The organism is Hymenobacter ruber (genome assembly GCF_054783255.1).
The window spans coordinates 699,290-717,093 of record NZ_BAAGQX010000002.1; the positions used below are offsets into that span (position 1 = coordinate 699,290).

Consider the following 17,804-nt stretch of genomic DNA (forward strand, 5'->3'; position numbering starts at 1 on the left):
TGGTCCGGCCGGATTTATTTTGCATTAAAAATGAATTATTAGTGAATTAATGTTTATTTGCCAAGCCGACTTTTCCTGGCCTTGCAGAGCCTATGCGGGTGTGTTACGTTTTGCTGGTTTTGCTGCTGGGACTTGGAACGGGATTTTGCCCGGCCGTGGGGGCCACGCCGCCGCCGCACGTATTGCGCGACACGCTGCTGCTGAAGGACCCCAAGGGCGTGCACATATCGGAAGCCTACCGCTATTACACCGAGCCCTTTGGCCCTGCGCCTGCCGACCCCGAACGTGCCGAAGCCGCGTGGCGGGCTGGCCGCTTCCGGCCCGGCCCCTGGCACGAGCCGCTCAACCTGGGCCTGATGCACCGCCGCGTGTGGATGCGGCTGCCCGTGCGCAACACCGAGCCTCAGCGCCTGCGCTTTCTGTGGAGCATATTTAACTTCACCGACAGCGCGGCGCTGTACTGCCGGCGGGCAGGCGAGGCAAAATTTACCCGCCTGGGCGCGGCTAGTTCCTGGGCACCGGCCGCCGACCGCACCTTTCCGGCCCGCTCGCTCAGCTTTCCGTTTGCGCTGGAGGCCGGCGAGGCGGCGGTGCTCTATCTGCGTGTCGATGCCCACACCGGCGGCATCTACCTGCCCACCTACATCGAAACCACCGAGCATTTTCTGGCCTGGGAAATGGGCTTTCCGTTTGAGCGGCACTGGGTGTGGCTGCTGGGTTTTTATATGGGCAGCGCCTTGTTTAATCTGGTGCTGTTTGTGTTTCTGCGCGACCGAATTCACCTGTGGTACGTGGCCTACGTGCTGGCCGTGACGCTGTTTTTAATGATGGAAGACGGGCTGGATGCCATGCTGCTGCCGGCCGGGCCGTACCGGCTGCTGTGGTCGGTGGGGCAATACAACTTTATGCTGCTGGCGGGCGCGGCGGGCATCCGCATCATGCAGCTGTTTTTGCGGCTGCGAGGCGGGTGGCCACGCCTGCACCGGACCGGCAACTGGCTGGCGGGCACGGCGGTCCTGTTTGTGGCAGGCTATGCGGCGCTATTTCCGTGGGCCGTGCGCCACAGCCTTCCCACCGTGGAAGCATTGAACTGGGCGCGTGAGCTGCTGATGGCGCTGGTGTTCGGCTACGGCTGGACGGTGCTCATCACGCTGCTGCTGCACCGGCACTGGCAGCGGCTGGCGGCCTACTACGCCCTCACGTACCTGTTCTTTTTCATCGGCTACGGCATTTTCTGGCTGAATCATCTGGGCCTGACTAGCTTCAACCCCATCTACCCCAACCCGCTGGCCTGGGGCCTGATGCTGGAGCTGCTGGTGCTGAGCGCGCTGCTCACCGGCCGCTTGCGGCACACGCTGCGCCACAATGCCCGGCTGCGCGTGCAGCACCTGCGGCAGCGCAACGCCCACAGCGCCCGCCTCATTGCAGCGCAGGACGAGGAGCGCGAGCAGCTGGCCCGTGAACTGCACGACGCCCTCGGACCCAACATCGCCGCGCTGCACATGGCCTGGCAAAGCGAGGCCGTGCGCGAGGCGCTGGCCTCGGCCCCCGCGGCGGCGGCCGTGGGCCAGCTCACCGAAGATATTCTGCGCGAGCTCTACAACCAGGTGCGGCAGCTCAGCCACGTGCTACTCCCCGCCGAATCGGTTACCAACCGCCTCACTACGTCCATCAGCGCGCTGCGCGACATGCTCAACCTGCACAGCACGCCGCAGGTCCACACCGATTTCGGCCCTGGGCTTGATGAGCTGCCGCCGGCCGTGCAGTCGGCTGCGTTCCGCATTGTGGCCGAGCTGGTGAACAACGCTGTGCGCCACGCCCAGGCCCACAAGGTGTGGGTGTACCTGCGTCGCCACTCTACCGCCCTGGAGCTGTGCGTGTCCGACGACGGCCGCGGCTTCGGCCGGGGCGAGGACACACCGCTCACCGGCATCGGCCTGCGCGGCGTGCGGACGCGGGCGGCGTACCTGGGCGGCAGCGTGACGATTGAGGTACCGAAGGTGGGCACGCGGGTGCGGGTGCGGCTGCCGTGCTGAGGGTGTATGGGGATTAAACGACGCTAAAGGAAAACGTCATGCTGCGCGCAGTCGAGGCATCTCTACCATAGCAGTAAATGATATACTTACGCGGTAGAGATGCTTCGACTGCGCTCAGCATGACCGTTCCTCCTCACCGCTTTGCCCCTACCCCGCCAGCACCTCCGTTACTTTCCCGATATCCCCACTCACCTTCTGCAGAAACGTGAGCTGCTCCAGCAGCAGCTTGTCGTCGGCGGCTTCCACGGAGATGTTGGGCTCGGGCGCGGCCAGCTCCACGGCGGGCGGAGCCGCGCTGGGCGCAATACGGGTCAGGCTTTTGCTAAGGGCCGCCACGGCGCTGGTGAGGGCGCGGCGGCTGTCGGGCGGGAAGGGCGGCACGGCGGGCGCGGCCTCGCGCAAGGTGCCGGTGAGGGCCGCGATGTTGGAGGAGAGAATATGGTTCAGCACCACAAATTCGTGGGTTTCAGTGGGGTGGTGCTGCTTGCTTTTGGGCTCGGTGAGCATGCGCTGGAAGGCCGCCGCGAGGTTGGCCCCGCTCACGTACACCTCCTTGCGCAGCAGGCGGTAGTTGTTGGGCGTGAGGGGGCGGCCGGCGAGGCGGTCGGCCAGCTGGCGCAGGTAGGCCAGGTTGGCGCGCAGGGCGGCGGCCATGTAATCGGTGAGCCGTTCCGATTCCCAGCTGGGAAACAGGAAATAGCCGGCCGAAAACGCGATGGCGCAGCCCATCAACGTATCAACGATGCGCTCCTGCGCCACGCCCAAGTAGCTCAGCCCCAAAAACCGGAACATGATGAGCAGATACGCCGTCAGAAACACCACCGTGACCAGGTACACGGTGCGCTGGAAGCTATACGCCACCACCATAAACACCACCAGAATGGCAAACCGGGCCTCGGGCCACGGCACCGCCCACAGGATGAGCCCGCCCAGCGCCCCGCCCGCCAGCGTGCCGATGATGCGCTCGGTGTTGCGCTGCCGCGTGAGGCTGAAGCCGGGCTTGAGCATGATGGTCACCGTCATCAGAATCCAGTAGTTGTGCTGGCCGTGCCACAGGGTTTCGGCCACGGCGTAGGCCACCAGGCAGGCCACCATCATGCGCACGGCGTGGCGGAACACGGCCGATTTCATGGTGAGGTTCTGGCCCAGGGCACGCAGCTCAATCTCCTGCCGGGCCACAAATTGGGTGTGCTCGGCGGCGCGGCTGGCGGCGGGCGCGGCAGCCGAAAGAGCCTCATCGAAGTAACGGCGGATGTTGCCCACGCGCCGGATGATGTCGCGCAGGTTCACCAGTATTTTTTTCAATACCAGCGTGTTTCCATTGCCAGTCGCGGGGCCGTCGAGGGCGCTGATGCGGGCTTGCAGGCGGTCCCACTCGGCGGTGAGCACGGGGCCGGTGCCGGGGTGCGCGTGGTTGGTCTGGATGGCCACGCCGAGGTGGTCAAGTTCGGTGGCAACGTGCCGGATGAGCCGGGCCACATCGTCCAGAATGCCGGTGTGGGCGAAGGTTTCGCGCACGGCCGAATAGTCGTAATACCCCACCGTGATGCGCTCGTACAGGTCCACCGTTTCCACGAAAGTGAGCACCAGGCGGCGGCCGGTGGTGGTGGTTTCGTTCACAATCTGGCGGGTGCGAAAGAGCAGGTCGCGCACGGCTTCCTGCTTTTCGTTCACCACTACTTGCTGGGCCACCAGCTGGCGGTAGTCCTCATCCAGCGCCGTGGCGGTGTTGTAAAACTTGGCTTTGAGGTCGAGAAACCGCGCCAGGGCATGAATGCACTCGCCCAGCGCCTGCTGGGCCGGGCGGTAGGGCCGCACCTGATAGGCCAGCATGGCCAGCCCTGCGTACCAGATGCCGCCCAGCAGGAGCAGGCCCGCGTGGGCCGGCGCATTGGCCAGCGCGGGCGGGTGGGCCAGCAGCAGCACCACATTGAGCAGGGCGGCGGTGCCCACGGCCCCGGCCCGGGCGCCCCACACCAGCAGCATGGTCAGCCCGAAGCTCAGTACCCCGACTTCCAGGGCCAGCGTCCAGACGTTGAGGGCGGCCACGCTCGTGAGCAGCGCGGTGGTGCCCACCAGCACCAAGGCGGCCAGCATGCCGTTGCGGCGGTGGGCGGCGGGGCCGGGCGTGTCGGTCACGCTCACGCACACGGCCCCGGTCGAGATGCTCAGCCCCTCGGCAAAGTGGCCCCACTGCCCCAGCAGCACCGCCGGCAATAGGATGGATACCGTGATGCGCACTCCATCGGAAAAATTCTGGCCGGAGAAAAAGTAGCGGAGGCGGCGCGTCTGGTGGTTCATGCAGCGAGAACGGGTAATGCGGCAATTAACGCGAAGATGGGCCAAATGGGTTAGCCAGCTGTAGCGCGGACTCTGTAGTCCGCGAGTCTGAACAGCTTTAACGGCGCGGAGTCGCGGACTACAGAGTCCGCGCTACAGCTGTTTCAGCGTGGGGCGGTCGGGCTCGTCGTCGTAAGCCGTTGAATCCCCGTCGTCGTACACGGCGCTTTCCAGGTCATCCACGCAGGTTTCGAGCTCGGCCACTTCCTCTTCCTTGTCGGCCAGCTGGCGGCGCAGGCGGGCCAGCTCCTGAGTTTGCTGAGCCTGCACGGCTTCGAGGCGGGCCAGGCGCTGCTGGTCGACCTGGCAGGCGGGCAGCGCCAGGCCGACGAGCAGCGCAGCACGGCGGGCATAGGCAAAAGTCAACGAAGCTCTCATGACGCCAAAAATACAGCCTTATGATTGCAGAAGGGGTAATTAACCTCTGCCGGACTTTGCCCGGCGCAAGCCCGTCCGATAGGCAGCGGCGATGCTTTGGCAATTGCGCCGCCGGTTTTGCACCGGCTATCCGCGTGCCTTAATACAGCACGTCGTTCACCGGCTCAATCCGGGGCGGCAGCTGGGTTTCTTCGAGCAACTCGCGCAGGTCGATTTCGATGCTGCGGCAGATGGACGTCATCGGCACGTCGTAAATGTCGTTTTCGAAGGGGTTTTCGCTGGTGTGGCCCACCACTTCAATCACGTTGAACACCCACGACACGAGTACGGAGAAGGGCACCATCAGCCAGACGTGGTACTGGCCCAGCGCCAGGCGGCTGTCGAATTCCTCCACCAAGCCCAGCGGCAGAATGGCCGCAAACACCCACACAAACACGAAGCTGAAATAGGCAAACTGGCGCGGGAACGGCGTATTCTTGATGCGCTCGCAGCCGCCCTGGGCATTGAGCAGGTCCTGGATGGTCTGCATCAGGGCCACCTGGCGGAACTCGGTGAGCAGGCCGCGCTTGTAGAGCTCGCGCAGCTCCACGCTCTGGCGGCGCAGCAGATGGGTGGGCGGGTTGCTGAGGTTTTTGGCTTGCTCGGCTTCGTTGGGGGGCAGAAAGGGCGCCACTTCGGTGTCCCAGAGGGCGGTGGTCTGGCGGCGCAGGTGCAGCCGTAGGGCATTCACCCAGGCAATCTGGCGGTAGAGCAGGCGGCGGTGCAGTTCGGTGAGGTAGCGTGGGTCGGGGCCCACGCCGTCGGGTACGGCCTGCACAAAATCGAAGGTGCGGATGGCCCACACGCGGCTCGTGTTCACGATGCTGCCCCAGAGCTGCCGGCCCTCCCAGAACCGGTCGTAGGAGCCGTTGCTTTTGAAGCCGATGTAGAAAGCCACGGCCGTACCAAGTAGCGCCACAGGCTGCCACGGAATGTCGAGGACGTGCACGTTGAGCGGCCCGTAGAGCAGGCACACCAGCGTATTGTAAATGAGAAAAATGAGCAGGCTGCGGCGCGTCAAGCGCCATACTACGCTCCAGCGAAGGTTTTTACGGATATACATGAGGGGCAATAACCGCTAAAACTTCCGGGGTGTTGCACTAAAAGCATTAAATCCCAATTAATTCGGCAGCGCAGCGATGCACTTCAGCTCGATGGCGATGGGCGTAGGCAGGCAGTTTATTTCGAGGGTGGTGCGGCAGGGCTGGGCCGTGGCGAAGTACTCGGCGTAGAGGCGGTTGTAGGTCGGAAAGTCGTCCTTCATGTTGGTCAGGAATACGGTCACGTCCACCAAATCATCCCACGCAGCCCCGGCCTCTTCCAGAATGTAACGCACGTTCTGGAATACGGCGCGGCACTGGCTTTCAAAGTCGTAGCGCACGATGGTGCCATCGGCGGCCAGCTCTACGCCAGGAATGGCCTTCTGGCCGCGCTGGCGCGGCCCCACGCCGGATAGAAACAACAGGTTGCCCACGCGGCGGGTGTAGGGGTAAGCGCCCACGGGTTCGGGGGCGCGGCTTTCGGTTGTCATGTTATTTATGCGTTGAGGGATGCAGTATTTCGCTTCAAAGAACGTCATAATAGCAGGGAAGGCGAAACCAGACGGGGCGCGGGCTGCCGTTCTTTGCAAGGTCCGCCGGCACTATTTCGGCGGGCACGGCCTTTGCGCTGCAACTGTCTTTTTCAATTCCCCCTCCCCTTCTCCCTTTTCTACGCATGAAAACCCCGATGCTCCTGCTGCTTGGCGGCCTTAGTTTCTGCAGCCTAGCAGCCCACGCCCAGAAGCGCAAGATGCCGCCCAAGCCCACCGCCAATACCGTGTACGACTCGGTGCAGCAGCCCGCCGTGCCCCTGGGCGGCACCGAGCGCTACGCCCAGTTCCTGGCCTCGCACCAGAAATACCCCGCCAGCGCCATGCAGAAGGGCATTCAGGGCACGGTGAAGGTGAGCTTTGTGGTAGAAAAAACCGGCACCGTGAACGAGGTGAAGGTGGAAACGCCCGTGGCCCCCGAGCTCGATGCCGAAGCCATTCGCCTCATCAAAAGCGGCCCGAAGTGGACGCCCGCCAAGCACCGCAACCAGGTGGTGCGCCAGCGCGTGGTGGTGCCCGTGTCGTTCGTGATGTCGCCGGGCAGCACCGTCACCATCGGCGGGCCGGCCAAGGAGCGGCCCATCACCACCTCGGCGGCCGACATTGCCGCCTCGGCCAACCCCGACCGCCCCGCCGTGGTAGCCCCCGACCGCCCCACCCAGCCCGTGGGCGGCAATCAGGCTTTTTTCGATTGGATTGAAAAAAATCAGAAGTATCCCGCCCTGGCCCGCCAGCGCAAAATCCAGGGCAAGGTCATGGTTGAATTCATGGTGCAACAAGATGGCAGCCTGACCGATGCCCGCGTTATCAAGAAGATGGGCTCCGGGCTGGACGAGGAAGCTCTGCGCCTGATAAAGGCCGCCCCGAAATGGGAGCCCGCGATGTTTCAGGGCAAGCCGATGAAGCAAAAGATGGTGTTGCCTGTTCTATTCCAGCTGTAGGTTAAAACTCCCCTCCTTACCAAGGAGGGGACGTGGCCGCGAAGCGGACACTGGGGTGGTTGTGGGCGTTGGATGACAACTGCTGGCATTACCACGTAAACTGTTCAACGCCTACAACCACCCCCGTTCGAGCCTTCGGCTCGAACATCCCCTCCTTGGTAAGGAGGGGAGTTTTTTCATCCTGCCCCACCCTTCGCCTCGCCCGCCCATGCTCTCTTCCTGCTCCTTCACTTCATCCAAGCACCCGCTCACCATCGCCCCGCCGGCCCAAATCTGGCCCCACCAAGTGCGCTATCGCGAGGGCGCGCAGGCATTGGCGCAGGACTTATTTGATGCGCTCGACGATGACCTGAAGCCGTTTGTGATACTGCTGGCCTTGCCCGCCGACGACGCGCATCCCGCCCGCTGCATTGAGCCCACCGACACCAGCCTGCCGGGCGCGGCCTTTTCGGATGCCGTGGCCCGGGGCCGCGTAAAGCAGCTCACCACGCCCTGGCCCTTCCCCGACCGCGACGACGTGCCCGTCGCGGCCATCCGGCGCAAGCATCAGGGCATCGGCATCCGGGATGCGGTGCAGGAAACCCTGAATGAGATTGACGAGCAGGGCCAGTACCAGCACTTTGGTGGCTGGCCGGTGGAAATCAACGGCTACTTTGTGGTGACGGTGCTGCGCCTGCTGCGCAAGCCGTTGAAGACTTATCCCTCGCTACAGCCGTCGCGCTACTACACCGACGGCAAGCCGCTGGCGCCGTCGCTGCTGCTAGCCGCCGTACACCGCTTCAACGAGGAAGGCGTGAAGGCCCTGAGCGAGCCCGAGCCGGGGGCCAGCATCTTCGTGCGGCCCCGCGAAAGCGAGGAGCTTCTGCGCGCCGCCGGCAAAACCTTCCTCGACACGCCCGCCCAGGCCTTGGGCCTCGACCCGGCCACCACCAAGCTCTTTGCCACCTGCAACACCATCAGCAGCCTGCGCTACGAGGGGGCCGAGGGCGTGGGTAAGCTGCTGCTGGCCAAGCGCGGCCACCCCAACATTGAGGAAATCTTCGCCCTCACCTGCCCCACCGAGCTCACCGACTATCGCGCCGTGCGCAAGCTACTGGAAATGACCACGCCCGACGTGCACCTGCTCGCCGACGGTGAGAACGTGTATGCGCTGGGCCGCCAGATAGGCCACTACGATGCCGTGCGCGAAGATTTGTTCTGCATCAGTTTCGTGACGCACTATGCCTGGGAGCTGCAACACGCCGGGCAGGTGCTCATGCGCTCGCACTACGGCCTGCCGGGCCTGCCGCGCACGCGCCTCAGCCGCACGGCCTTTCGCAAGTCGCTCAAACGCACCTTTGCCCTCACCGATGCGCCCAAAGTGGAGCGTCTCTGGGACGTGGTGCTCGAAGCCAGCCGCCAGAAGCACGGCACGCTCCTGGTCATCACCACCGAGGCCCTGGCCGAAGCCGACCGCCTCAAGCTGCAATGCACGCTCATCGAGCCCGTGCCGCTCACGCCGCTCATCACGCGCCTCGTCACCAGCATCGACGGCGCGGTACTGCTCGACCCCGAGGGCTACTGCTACTCCATCGGCGTGATTCTGGACGGCCGCGCCTCGGGCCGGGGCGACGGCACCCGCGGCGCGCGCTACAACTCGGCCTTGCGCTACGTGGAAAGCTCCGATTATCCCTGCATCGCCATTGTGGTGAGCGAGGACGGGATGGTGGACGTGATTTCGTCGGTGCAGGAGTAAGCGTTGTCAGAACGAGGAGGCATTTGTCATTGCGAGCGAAACGCGGCAATCCGTCCTGTAAAAACCTTCTTATATCAGAAAGCCCCGACACTTCGTAGTATCGGGGCTTTTTGTTGGTAAAATGGCTTTGGATTCGCTGACCTTCGGTTGTCATAACTCAGGGCTAGTCGCCAATGAGAGGACGGATTGCCGCGCTTCGCTCGCAATGACAAACGAAGGACCTACTTCTTCGCCCGAAACGACCAGGTCAGCTTGAACACCGCTACCACGTCGCCGGACTCATCCACGCCCGTGCTGGTGCACACCACGGTGCGGCCTTCGCCGGTAGCGCGGCTTTCGGCAATGGCCTGGGCGATAAAGGAGCCATCGGGGCAGGTGAAGGCAATGAGGCCCACGGCTTTCTTCGTGAAATCACCCTGAATGCCCACCACCAGCATCGAAACCGGCCCGCCCGCCTGCACGTGCATCATGGCCTGAATGCCGCTGGCCAACTCCGCCGCCATAGCCAGGCAAGCGAAATAGAGGCTATGAAACGGGTTCTGCGTAAGGTATTTGTAGCGGATGGTGACCGTGGCCGCCTCCGGTGTGAGCTGCGTGAGGCGCAGGCCCGCCAGCCACGCCATGGGCAGCTTGCGCAGCATAAACAGCCGCAGCTTCATGGGGTTCAGAACCTGGCGGCGGAAGGCGGCGGCTTGCGGGGTGTCGAGGGCGGTGGTCATGGGGCGAAGGTACGTTTTAGTGCTTGCGCGCTTTGCCCTTCTCATCGGCGGGGCCGGATGCCGGCCGCACCACCAGCTCCTGGTAACCAAACGTGTCGTCCTTCTCGCGCCGAAACTCCAGCTGCGGCAGTTCGCCCAGCACAATTTCGGCGGTGGTGTACACTTTACAGCCATCCAGCAAGTGCCCGCCGATGGTGCGGCCTGTGCTATCCGAAACGGCCAAGTGCAGGTGCGAGCCATTGGTGGAGAGCGTGCCGACCAGCGACACAATCTCAAAATGCCCTTTGTAAACTGAGGGGCCTTCCTGGTTGGCCAGCCGCAGCGTGGCCACCGTGAGACTGCCCACGCAGGTTATCATAGTGCCGGCCACAATGTGGTTTTTCTGCGCGAAGGCGGTGAGCTGCTGGCGCAGGTCGTCGCCGGGGCGCAGGCGCAGGGCGTAGGTTTTGAGGGCGGAATGTGGGGCGGCGGGCACGGGGGCCGGGGTTTGGGCCAGCGCGGAGGTGGCCAGCAGGGAAAACAAGAGAACGAGGCGGGTCGACATTACCCCAAAGAACGTCATGCTGAGCGCAGCCTGACGTTCTCATTGCATTCTCTTACCAGTTACTTGCTGAACCGCACCGTTCCGTAGCGCACTTTGATATTCACATTGCCGGCTCCCCGGGCCGGGGCGGCCGCCCCGAACGTGCCCAGCACGTCGCTGGTTTGCGGTCCGTTTTCCTGCGAGAGTACGCGAACTAAGTTTTTATCGACCAGCAGTTGACCTTGCTCGGTGCTCACATCGAAGCGGAAGGCAGGCGTTTCGGCAAAGCCCAGCCGGATGGTGCTGAAACCGCCGTCGAGGTTCACCTGACGGAAGTTGGCGCCCATGTCGCGCACCACAAAATCGGGGCAGTAGCGCAGGGCCATGTCGAGGGCTTCGTCGAGTTTTTCGATGGTGAAGCGCGAGTAGCCCGACGAGCCGCGCAGGTTGCGCACGGTGCCCAGGGCCACGTCGCCGTACTTGCTGTGCACGGTCAGGTCCTGCACCGTTCCAATGTCCACGTCCGAATAATTGTTGCGCAGGTCCACCGTCGTGCCCGTGTCGAGGCGCAGCTGGGCGTAGCTGGCATCAATGCTGGCGCGGCTGGCGAAGGCAATGCGGCAGTCGCCGTTGCCGATGCGGATGAGGTTGCGGGGGCCTTCGAGGCGGGCGGTGCGCAGGGTGCCGTATTCCACGGCCAGCTCGGTGGGGCCGCTTACATCGCCAGCCAGGGTCACTTCGCCGAAGTTGTTGTAGATTTTCAGGGCAGTGGTGCGGGGCAGCCACACGGTGTAATTCACCTCGTAGCGGCAGCCACCGGCCCGGCCGCGCAGCGCGGGGCCAAACTGCGTGCTCACGGCCACGCCGCCGGTTTTGGCGTCGTAATCAAGCCACTGCACGCCCAGCGCATCAAGAATCTGGCGGGCGCCGGCGTCGCTCTCCGAGCGCGCCACCAGCTCGGCATCCACCTTTATTTCCTTCTTATTCCAGGTATTGATTTGCACCCGGCCGTAGCGCGTATCGAGCGAAAACGGACGGCCGGTTTTCGGCACCACGTAGCTGCGCACCAAGTGGCGGCGCTGCTCTACCTGCAGGCTGGCGCTGCCCTGCCCGTCGGTTTGGTCCACCAGCGGGTTCTGCTGCGCCTGGGGTTGCAGCTGATTCTGTTGCTCGGGTTCCGGCTCCGGACCAAACAAAGCAGCTTCGGCGCGGCGCGCTTCGGGGGCAAGAATATTGATGGCCACGCCGTGGCCCACCACTACCCAACGGGTCTGGCGGTCCTGCGCCTGAACGCTGCGCGGGCTCAACAGGCCCAGCAGCCCGCCGCACAGCACCAACAGGCGGCCCATTCGGAAGCCCATGTCATGGTTCATTCGGCCTGGCGCCGGCTATCGGCCAGCACGTAAGAGCTATTGTTGGGCGCGGCCTGGGCGTTGTTGCCGAGGTTCAGCTGCCGGTCCAGAATATCGAGGCGGATTTGCAGGTTGCGGTTCATGGCCGTGAGCACGGCATCGGGCTGCGGGTGGTGCAGCAGTTGCTGCTTGAGCTCGCGGTAGCTGGAATCGAGCGAAACCAGCTCGTGCTGCCAGTCGGCGTTCATGGCGGCCATGCCGGGGCCACTCAGCTGGCTCAGCTCGGTTTGGCGGCGGGCCAGTTGGTTGGTGTAGTAGGCTTCCATACCGCGCACGGCCCGTACCAGCTGGCTATCGGCCCCGGTGGTGTGCTCGGCGGCGGTGAGAGAAAGCGGGTTACCGCCCTGATATAGGGCCGCGTCGGGTTCATTGGCGGCGCTGCCGAGCGTGGCGACCGGCGCGGCAGCCGCGGCCGTTTCGGGCGCGGCACTGCGAGACTTCCAGGCTTCGCTGGCCCCGGCGGCGAACACCAGCAGGGCCAGAGCGGCCGCTACGCCGTAGCGCTGAAACCAGCGGAGACGAGCTTCGGGCTGAGCAACGGGAACCACAACGGCCACGGGTGCCACAAACGGCACTTCCACAGCCTCGGCCACGCGCATGGCCGGGATTTGGGGCGCGGGCGTGGCGGCGTTGAGCTGCTCCTCCAGCGCGGCCCAGAGGTCGGGGCGCGGCTCGTGGGTGTCGAAATCGGCGCGGTGCCGCTCGACGAAGGTTTCAAGGGAATTATTTTTCTTGGTATCCATGAATGAGTAGCAGACGCACGGTTCGTCCAGGTTCAGGGCGGGCCACGGGGCTATACGAAAACCGCGGCCGGGCGAAAACGGATGAAGGGTAGTGAACGGTTAAACGACTAGTGATAACGGATAAAAACTTAGCTAAGGCCGCGCTGGGCGGCTAATTCGCGCAGCCGAACCCGTGCCCGGCTGTACTGCGATTTGGAAGTAGATTCGGAAATGCCCAGGATGCCGGCGATTTCGAGGTGGTCGTAGCCCTCCAGCAAATACAGGCTGAGCACCACGCGGTAGCCGTCGGGCAGCTCCTGAATGCAGCGGCGCAGCACGTCGGCGCGGTAGTGCATATCGGCCTCGTCCTCGGGCGAGTGCGCGGCGGATTCGGCGGGTTCTTCGTGGTGCTGCTCGCCCAGCGGCACCAGCGCCAGCCGCCGCTGCCGCAGGCAGTTGATGCTTTTGTTCACCACAATGCGCTTCAGCCAGGCCCCGAACGACGAGTCGCCCTTATAGCCGCTCAACTCCCGAAAAGCACTCAGAAACGACTCCTGAAGCACATCTTCGGCCTCGGCATAGTCGCCGGTGATGCGCAGGGCGGCGTTGAACATGGCCTTGGAATAGCGCCGGTAAATTTCGGCCTGGGCCTGGCGGTCGTTGAGGCGGCAGCGCTCCACCAGTGGGGCGTTGATGTCGACGTAGGCGGAGTGGGCTAGGGCTTCCATGCAGAAAACGGGGTATTAGAAGTGCTTAAGCAACCCATAGACCACGCGGCAGGTTCAGGGGTTGCACGGCAAATTACGCGGCGAATGCACGGCCGCCAAACCTTTTGCGCAGCCGGCAGTTTCATCTCCGCGAAACAAAATTTTGGCATTTCGCATTTTCGTCCTTTACATTTGCCCAGCAACCCTCGTTTGGGGCGCTATTCATTTTTATACAGAGGCGCGGAGAGACAGGCTCGACGAAACGCCGGCAACCCCCATCCGTTGGAACGGTGCCAAGTCCTGACATATAAAAACGCCGTGAGCACATCCACCAATCCCCGCCTGCACTCCGCCACCCTCGCCGCTTCGCGCCGAATGTGCTGTTGCATGTGCTGTTCTCTGGCCGCTATGCCGGGGAAGATTGCTGGTTGTTGAACTAGGGCTTCTCTTCCGGCGGCCGTTGCGACGGCCACCCCGCTATCCCTTTTGTGGTGATTGATTCATTGCGCGACGCGTAGCGGGTTTTTGCGGCCTCCACGGCCCAGTTTGGTTTTTTCTGCGGAGAAAAACTCCCCTTCCCATCATGGCATTACCCCTTGAAAGTCAGGTTGCTGACCTGCGCCGCTACCTGCCCGAGTGCTCAGTACCAGAAACGCTGGCCCTGCTGGCCGACCACTTCCCCGGCCGCGTCTCGTTTTCCACCTCCTTCGGCCTGGAGGACCAGATACTCACACATTTCATCTTCGAAAACGACCTGCCCATCCGGGTGTTCACGCTCGATACGGGCCGCAATTTCCAGGAGACTTATTCGACCTGGAACAAGACCTTGCTGCGTTACGAAAAGCCCATCGAAGTCTTCGCCCCCAACGGCGCGGCCATTGAGGAGCTGACCCGCCAAAAAGGCCCCAACAGCTTCTACGAGAGCATTGAGAACCGGAAAGAGTGCTGCAACATCCGCAAGGTGGAGCCGCTGACGCGGGCGCTGGCCGGCCAGCAGGTGTGGGTAACGGGTATCCGCGCCGAGCAATCGCAGAACCGCCAGACCATGCACCCCGCTGAGTGGGATGCCGGCCACGGGCTCATCAAAGTGCACCCGCTCTTCGGCTGGGCCTGGGCCGAGTGCGTGGCCTTTGCGCAGGCCAATGGCATTCCGGTTAATCCGCTGCATAACAAAGGATTCGTGAGCATCGGCTGCGCGCCTTGTACCCGCGCCATTGCGCCGGGCGAGGACTTCCGCGCCGGCCGCTGGTGGTGGGAAGATGCCGCTGCCAAGGAGTGCGGCCTGCACGCCACCGCCGCCCACCAGGGCCTCGACCCGGTGGTGGAGCAATTGCTAGGCTAGGCCCGAACCGATGCGCCAGCGGCAAGTCTGCTGGCACTATTTTCTTCCCCAAAGGCACCGCGTGCGGGCCTTATCCCACCCACCTCTTCCGGTTTTTCAATTTCGTCCGATTTTTTCGGACCATGACTTCCTATGCCAATGCCAACCGCTGCTTATCTCGATTACCTCGACCGTCTGGAGGCCGAAGCTATTCATATCCTACGTGAAGTGGCCGGGCAGTTCGAGCGGCCTGCACTTTTGTTTTCCGGCGGCAAAGATTCCATTGCCCTCACCCGACTGGCCGAAAAAGCCTTCCGTCCGGGCCGGTTCCCGTTTCCGCTGGTGCACATTGATACGGGCCACAACTTCGAGGAAATCATCAACTACCGCGATGAGCTGGCAGCGCACCTGGGCGAGAAACTGATTGTGCGCCGGGTGGAGGATACCATTCGGGAGCGCGGCTTGCATGAGCCGGGCGGCAAATACCCCAGCCGCAACCCACTCCAAACCTACACGCTACTCGACGTGATTGAGGAATTCGAGTTCGACGCCTGCATCGGCGGGGCGCGGCGCGATGAAGAGAAGGCCCGCGCCAAGGAGCGCATCTTTTCGGTGCGCGACGACTTCGGCCAATGGGACCCCAAGCGCCAGCGGCCGGAGCTCTGGAACATCTACAACGGCCGCATCCAGAAGGGCGAAAACGTGCGCGTGTTCCCCATCTCAAACTGGACCGAGCTGGACGTGTGGAACTACATCCAGCGCGAAAATATCAAGCTGCCAGACATTTACTTCTCGCACGAGCGCCAGTGCGTGGTGCTGCCCAGCGGCCAGCTCCTGGGTTTCAGCGAACACCTGAACCTGGACGAAACCGACGAAATCGTGAACCGCCGCGTGCGCTTCCGCACCGTGGGCGACTCCACCTGCACTGCTGCCGTGGAAAGCGACGCTTCTTCCGTGGACGACATCATCCAGGACCTGTTGCTGGCCAAAGTGAGCGAGCGTGGGGCGACGCGGCTGGATGACAACCTCTCCGAAACGGGGATGGAAGACCGGAAGCGCAACGGGTATTTCTAAGGTTGGTGCTTGGTTTCCGGTGCTTGGTGCTTGGCTGTTCTAATGCCACACAAAGCCCCGGATTATCAACCGAGCGCCAGAAACCAAGCACTAAAAACCAAGCACCAAAAATGGACCTTCTCCGATTTATCACCTGCGGCAGTGTTGACGATGGCAAAAGCACGCTCATTGGCCGTCTGCTTTATGACAGCGACTCCGTTTCCCTTGATGTACTGGCAACGCTGGAAAAGCGCCGCGCCACCACCGGCGGCGATGTTGATTTGGCGCTGCTAACCGATGGCCTGAAGGCTGAGCGCGAGCAGGGTATCACCATCGACGTAGCCCACAAATACTTCACCACGCCGCGCCGCAAGTTCATCATCACCGACGCGCCGGGCCACGTGCAGTACACCCGCAACATGGTGACCGGCGCGAGCAATGCCGACCTCGCCATTGTGCTCGTGGATGCCCGCCAGGGCGTAATTGAGCAGACCCGGCGGCACACGCTGCTGGCCTCGCTGCTGGGTATTCAGCACTTCGTGCTAGCCGTGAACAAGATGGATTTGGTGGGCCACGAGGAAGTTGTTTTCCGCAACATCGTGGCCGATTATCAAGCTATTGCCGAGCAGTTGCGGTTGCCGAATGTGGTAGCCATTCCGCTCAGCGCGCTCAACGGCGACAACGTGGTGCGCCGCTCGAACTGCTTGCCTTGGTACCAGGGTCCCAGCCTGCTGGAACACCTCGAAAGCGTGCCGGCCGCCATTGATGCCAACCCGAATGAGCCCCGCTTTCAGGTGCAATATGTGATTCGGCCCCAGACGGAGGAATTGCCCGACTACCGGGGCTACGCCGGCCGGATTCAGAGCGGTACTTACCAGGCTGGCGACCGGGTGCGCATCTGGCCTTCGGGCTTGGAAACGGTGATTGAGGCCATTGAGGTGAACCAGCAGGAAGTGGCCGCCGCCAGCGCCCCACAAGGTGTGGTGCTGCGCCTGCGCGACGACGTGGACGTGAGCCGGGGCGATACCATCGTGCCCACCGCCGCCCATCCGGCCGTGGTGCGCGAGCTGGAAGCCACCCTGTGCTGGATGGATGAGCGGCCCCTGCGTGCCGGCCGCAAGCTGCTGGTGCAGCACCACGCGGCTATGGTGAAGGCAGCCGTGACCACCATCCTGCAAAAAACCAACATCGAAACCTTCGAAAGTCAGGGCACCGACGAAGCCCGGCTGAACGACATCGTGCGGGTACGCCTCAAAACCGCCCTACCCCTGGTGGTGGACGAGTACCGCCAGAACCGCGTGACGGGCGCCTTCATCCTCGTCGATGAGCAGACCGGCGCAACCCTCGCCGCCGGCCTTGTCGCCGCCACCGACCCCGAGTATTTCACGGACGAAGTGCTGGCCGAAGCGGCTTTTTCCATCTAGCATTTGATACCCATCATGGCTGATTCCCCTCTTTTCCTGCCTCGCCTGACCGTTGTAGGGGCCGGGCCCGGCGACCCGGACCTCCTGACCCTGCGCGGCGCCAAAGCCCTGGCTGCGGCCGATGTGGTGCTGTATGATGCGCTGGCGAATGATGCGCTGCTGGCTCACGTTCGGCCCGGTGTGCCACTGATTTTCGTGGGCAAGCGCAGCGGTTTTAAGGCTTATACCCAGGAAGGCATCAACGACCTGATTGTGCAGCAAGCCTACCGCCACGGCCACGTCGTGCGGCTGAAGGGTGGTGACCCGTTCGTATTTGGGCGGGGCCGCGAGGAAATGCTCTATGCCGAAGCCCACGGGCTGGCTGCGGACTACGTGCCGGGTATCAGCAGCGCGGTGGCGGCGGCGGGCAGCGTGGGCATTCCGGCCACGCACCGTGGCCTGAGCGAAGGATTTCGGGTGCTGACGGCTACCACCGCCGACGACCAGCTTTCCACCGCGTTGCTCGAAGCCGCTCAGACGCCCAGCGTCACCACCATCATTCTAATGGGAATGAGCCGGTTGCCGGAAATCGTAGCACTTTTTGCCCGCTACGGTGGAGCTGCGGTTCCGGCAGCCATTATCCAAAATGGCACCCTGCCCACGGCCCGCGTGGCGGCCGGCACCGTGGCCAATATCGCCGAACGGGCCAGCACCGCCGGCCTGGGCGCACCGGCCGTGATTGTGCTGGGCGAGGTGGTGCGGCTGATGAAGCAACCAGCTACAGAAGCGGCTGAAGTGCCTGCAGAGCTGCTCCCGGAACTGTTGAATTACGCGAAAGTGGCTTAGGCACAACTGCGTCCTTGAGTCTCCCCTATTGTACCCGG

The 17,804-nt window shown here is 63.3% G+C and carries 16 protein-coding genes and 1 riboswitch; of the genes, 7 read left to right on the forward strand and 9 right to left on the reverse strand.

The window, feature by feature from the left end; all coding sequences use genetic code 11:
* The first annotated feature begins 110 nt into the window (after positions 1–110).
* The gene (locus ACYVM5_RS03645; protein ID WP_460616819.1) at positions 111–2,036 is read left to right on the forward strand and encodes a sensor histidine kinase; all 1,926 of its coding nucleotides are present in this window, start codon (positions 111–113) and stop codon (positions 2,034–2,036) included.
* A 147-nt stretch (positions 2,037–2,183) separates the two neighbouring features.
* Here ACYVM5_RS03645 and ACYVM5_RS03650 read toward each other — a convergent pair whose 3' ends face one another.
* The 4 genes from ACYVM5_RS03650 to ACYVM5_RS03665 all read right to left on the reverse strand — a co-directional run bounded on the left by ACYVM5_RS03650 (position 2,184) and on the right by ACYVM5_RS03665 (position 6,324).
* Positions 2,184–4,337: an FUSC family membrane protein gene (locus ACYVM5_RS03650; RefSeq protein WP_460616820.1), complete on the reverse strand. Its 2,154-nt coding sequence runs from the start codon at positions 4,335–4,337 to the stop codon at positions 2,184–2,186.
* A gap of 132 nt (positions 4,338–4,469) precedes the next feature.
* Entirely contained in the window at positions 4,470–4,754 is a 285-nt protein-coding gene (locus ACYVM5_RS03655; RefSeq protein ID WP_460616821.1) for a hypothetical protein, read from the reverse strand.
* Positions 4,755–4,893: 139 nt separating this feature from the next.
* Positions 4,894–5,856, reverse strand: coding sequence for a bestrophin family protein (locus ACYVM5_RS03660; protein ID WP_460616822.1), 963 nt, complete (start codon positions 5,854–5,856; stop codon positions 4,894–4,896).
* Between the two features lie 57 nt (positions 5,857–5,913).
* Positions 5,914–6,324 (reverse strand): RidA family protein, encoded by a 411-nt coding sequence (locus ACYVM5_RS03665; RefSeq protein ID WP_460616823.1) that lies wholly within the window; start codon positions 6,322–6,324, stop codon positions 5,914–5,916.
* 185 nt (positions 6,325–6,509) lie between these two features.
* Between ACYVM5_RS03665 and ACYVM5_RS03670 the strand changes: the two genes are divergently transcribed.
* Positions 6,510–7,325: an energy transducer TonB gene (locus ACYVM5_RS03670; RefSeq protein WP_460616824.1), complete on the forward strand. Its 816-nt coding sequence runs from the start codon at positions 6,510–6,512 to the stop codon at positions 7,323–7,325.
* Positions 7,326–7,533: 208 nt separating this feature from the next.
* Positions 7,534–9,060, forward strand: coding sequence for a DNA integrity scanning protein DisA nucleotide-binding domain protein (locus tag ACYVM5_RS03675; protein ID WP_460616825.1), 1,527 nt, complete (start codon positions 7,534–7,536; stop codon positions 9,058–9,060).
* A 221-nt stretch (positions 9,061–9,281) separates the two neighbouring features.
* On the opposite strand, the gene ACYVM5_RS03680 is transcribed toward ACYVM5_RS03675, so the two are convergent.
* The 5 genes from ACYVM5_RS03680 to ACYVM5_RS03700 all read right to left on the reverse strand — a co-directional run bounded on the left by ACYVM5_RS03680 (position 9,282) and on the right by ACYVM5_RS03700 (position 13,164).
* Positions 9,282–9,779, reverse strand: coding sequence for a PaaI family thioesterase (locus ACYVM5_RS03680; protein WP_460616826.1), 498 nt, complete (start codon positions 9,777–9,779; stop codon positions 9,282–9,284).
* 16 nt (positions 9,780–9,795) lie between these two features.
* On the reverse strand, positions 9,796–10,323 hold the full coding sequence (locus ACYVM5_RS03685) for a PPC domain-containing DNA-binding protein (protein ID WP_460616827.1): 528 nt from the start codon (positions 10,321–10,323) through the stop codon (positions 9,796–9,798).
* A gap of 59 nt (positions 10,324–10,382) precedes the next feature.
* Positions 10,383–11,675 carry a hypothetical protein gene (locus tag ACYVM5_RS03690; protein WP_460616828.1) on the reverse strand — a complete coding sequence of 431 codons (1,293 nt, stop codon included), beginning with the start codon at positions 11,673–11,675 and terminating at the stop codon, positions 10,383–10,385.
* Positions 11,672–12,457 (reverse strand): hypothetical protein, encoded by a 786-nt coding sequence (locus ACYVM5_RS03695; RefSeq protein ID WP_460616829.1) that lies wholly within the window; start codon positions 12,455–12,457, stop codon positions 11,672–11,674. Before ACYVM5_RS03695 ends, ACYVM5_RS03690 begins: the two co-directional genes overlap by 4 nt.
* A gap of 128 nt (positions 12,458–12,585) precedes the next feature.
* Positions 12,586–13,164 carry an RNA polymerase sigma factor gene (locus ACYVM5_RS03700; protein WP_198067510.1) on the reverse strand — a complete coding sequence of 193 codons (579 nt, stop codon included), beginning with the start codon at positions 13,162–13,164 and terminating at the stop codon, positions 12,586–12,588.
* A 204-nt stretch (positions 13,165–13,368) separates the two neighbouring features.
* Positions 13,369–13,457: riboswitch (SAM riboswitch) on the forward strand.
* 269 nt (positions 13,458–13,726) lie between these two features.
* Between ACYVM5_RS03700 and ACYVM5_RS03705 the strand changes: the two genes are divergently transcribed.
* From ACYVM5_RS03705 to cobA, 4 genes are all read left to right on the forward strand, one after another.
* The gene (locus tag ACYVM5_RS03705) at positions 13,727–14,485 is read left to right on the forward strand and encodes a phosphoadenosine phosphosulfate reductase family protein (protein WP_460616830.1); all 759 of its coding nucleotides are present in this window, start codon (positions 13,727–13,729) and stop codon (positions 14,483–14,485) included.
* A gap of 138 nt (positions 14,486–14,623) precedes the next feature.
* On the forward strand, positions 14,624–15,538 hold the full coding sequence (gene cysD, locus ACYVM5_RS03710) for a sulfate adenylyltransferase subunit CysD (RefSeq protein WP_460616831.1): 915 nt from the start codon (positions 14,624–14,626) through the stop codon (positions 15,536–15,538).
* Positions 15,539–15,648: 110 nt separating this feature from the next.
* The gene (locus ACYVM5_RS03715) at positions 15,649–16,941 is read left to right on the forward strand and encodes a sulfate adenylyltransferase subunit 1 (protein WP_460616832.1); all 1,293 of its coding nucleotides are present in this window, start codon (positions 15,649–15,651) and stop codon (positions 16,939–16,941) included.
* 15 nt (positions 16,942–16,956) lie between these two features.
* Entirely contained in the window at positions 16,957–17,766 is an 810-nt protein-coding gene (gene cobA / locus ACYVM5_RS03720) for a uroporphyrinogen-III C-methyltransferase (RefSeq protein ID WP_460616833.1), read from the forward strand.
* The last annotated feature ends 38 nt before the right edge of the window (positions 17,767–17,804 follow it).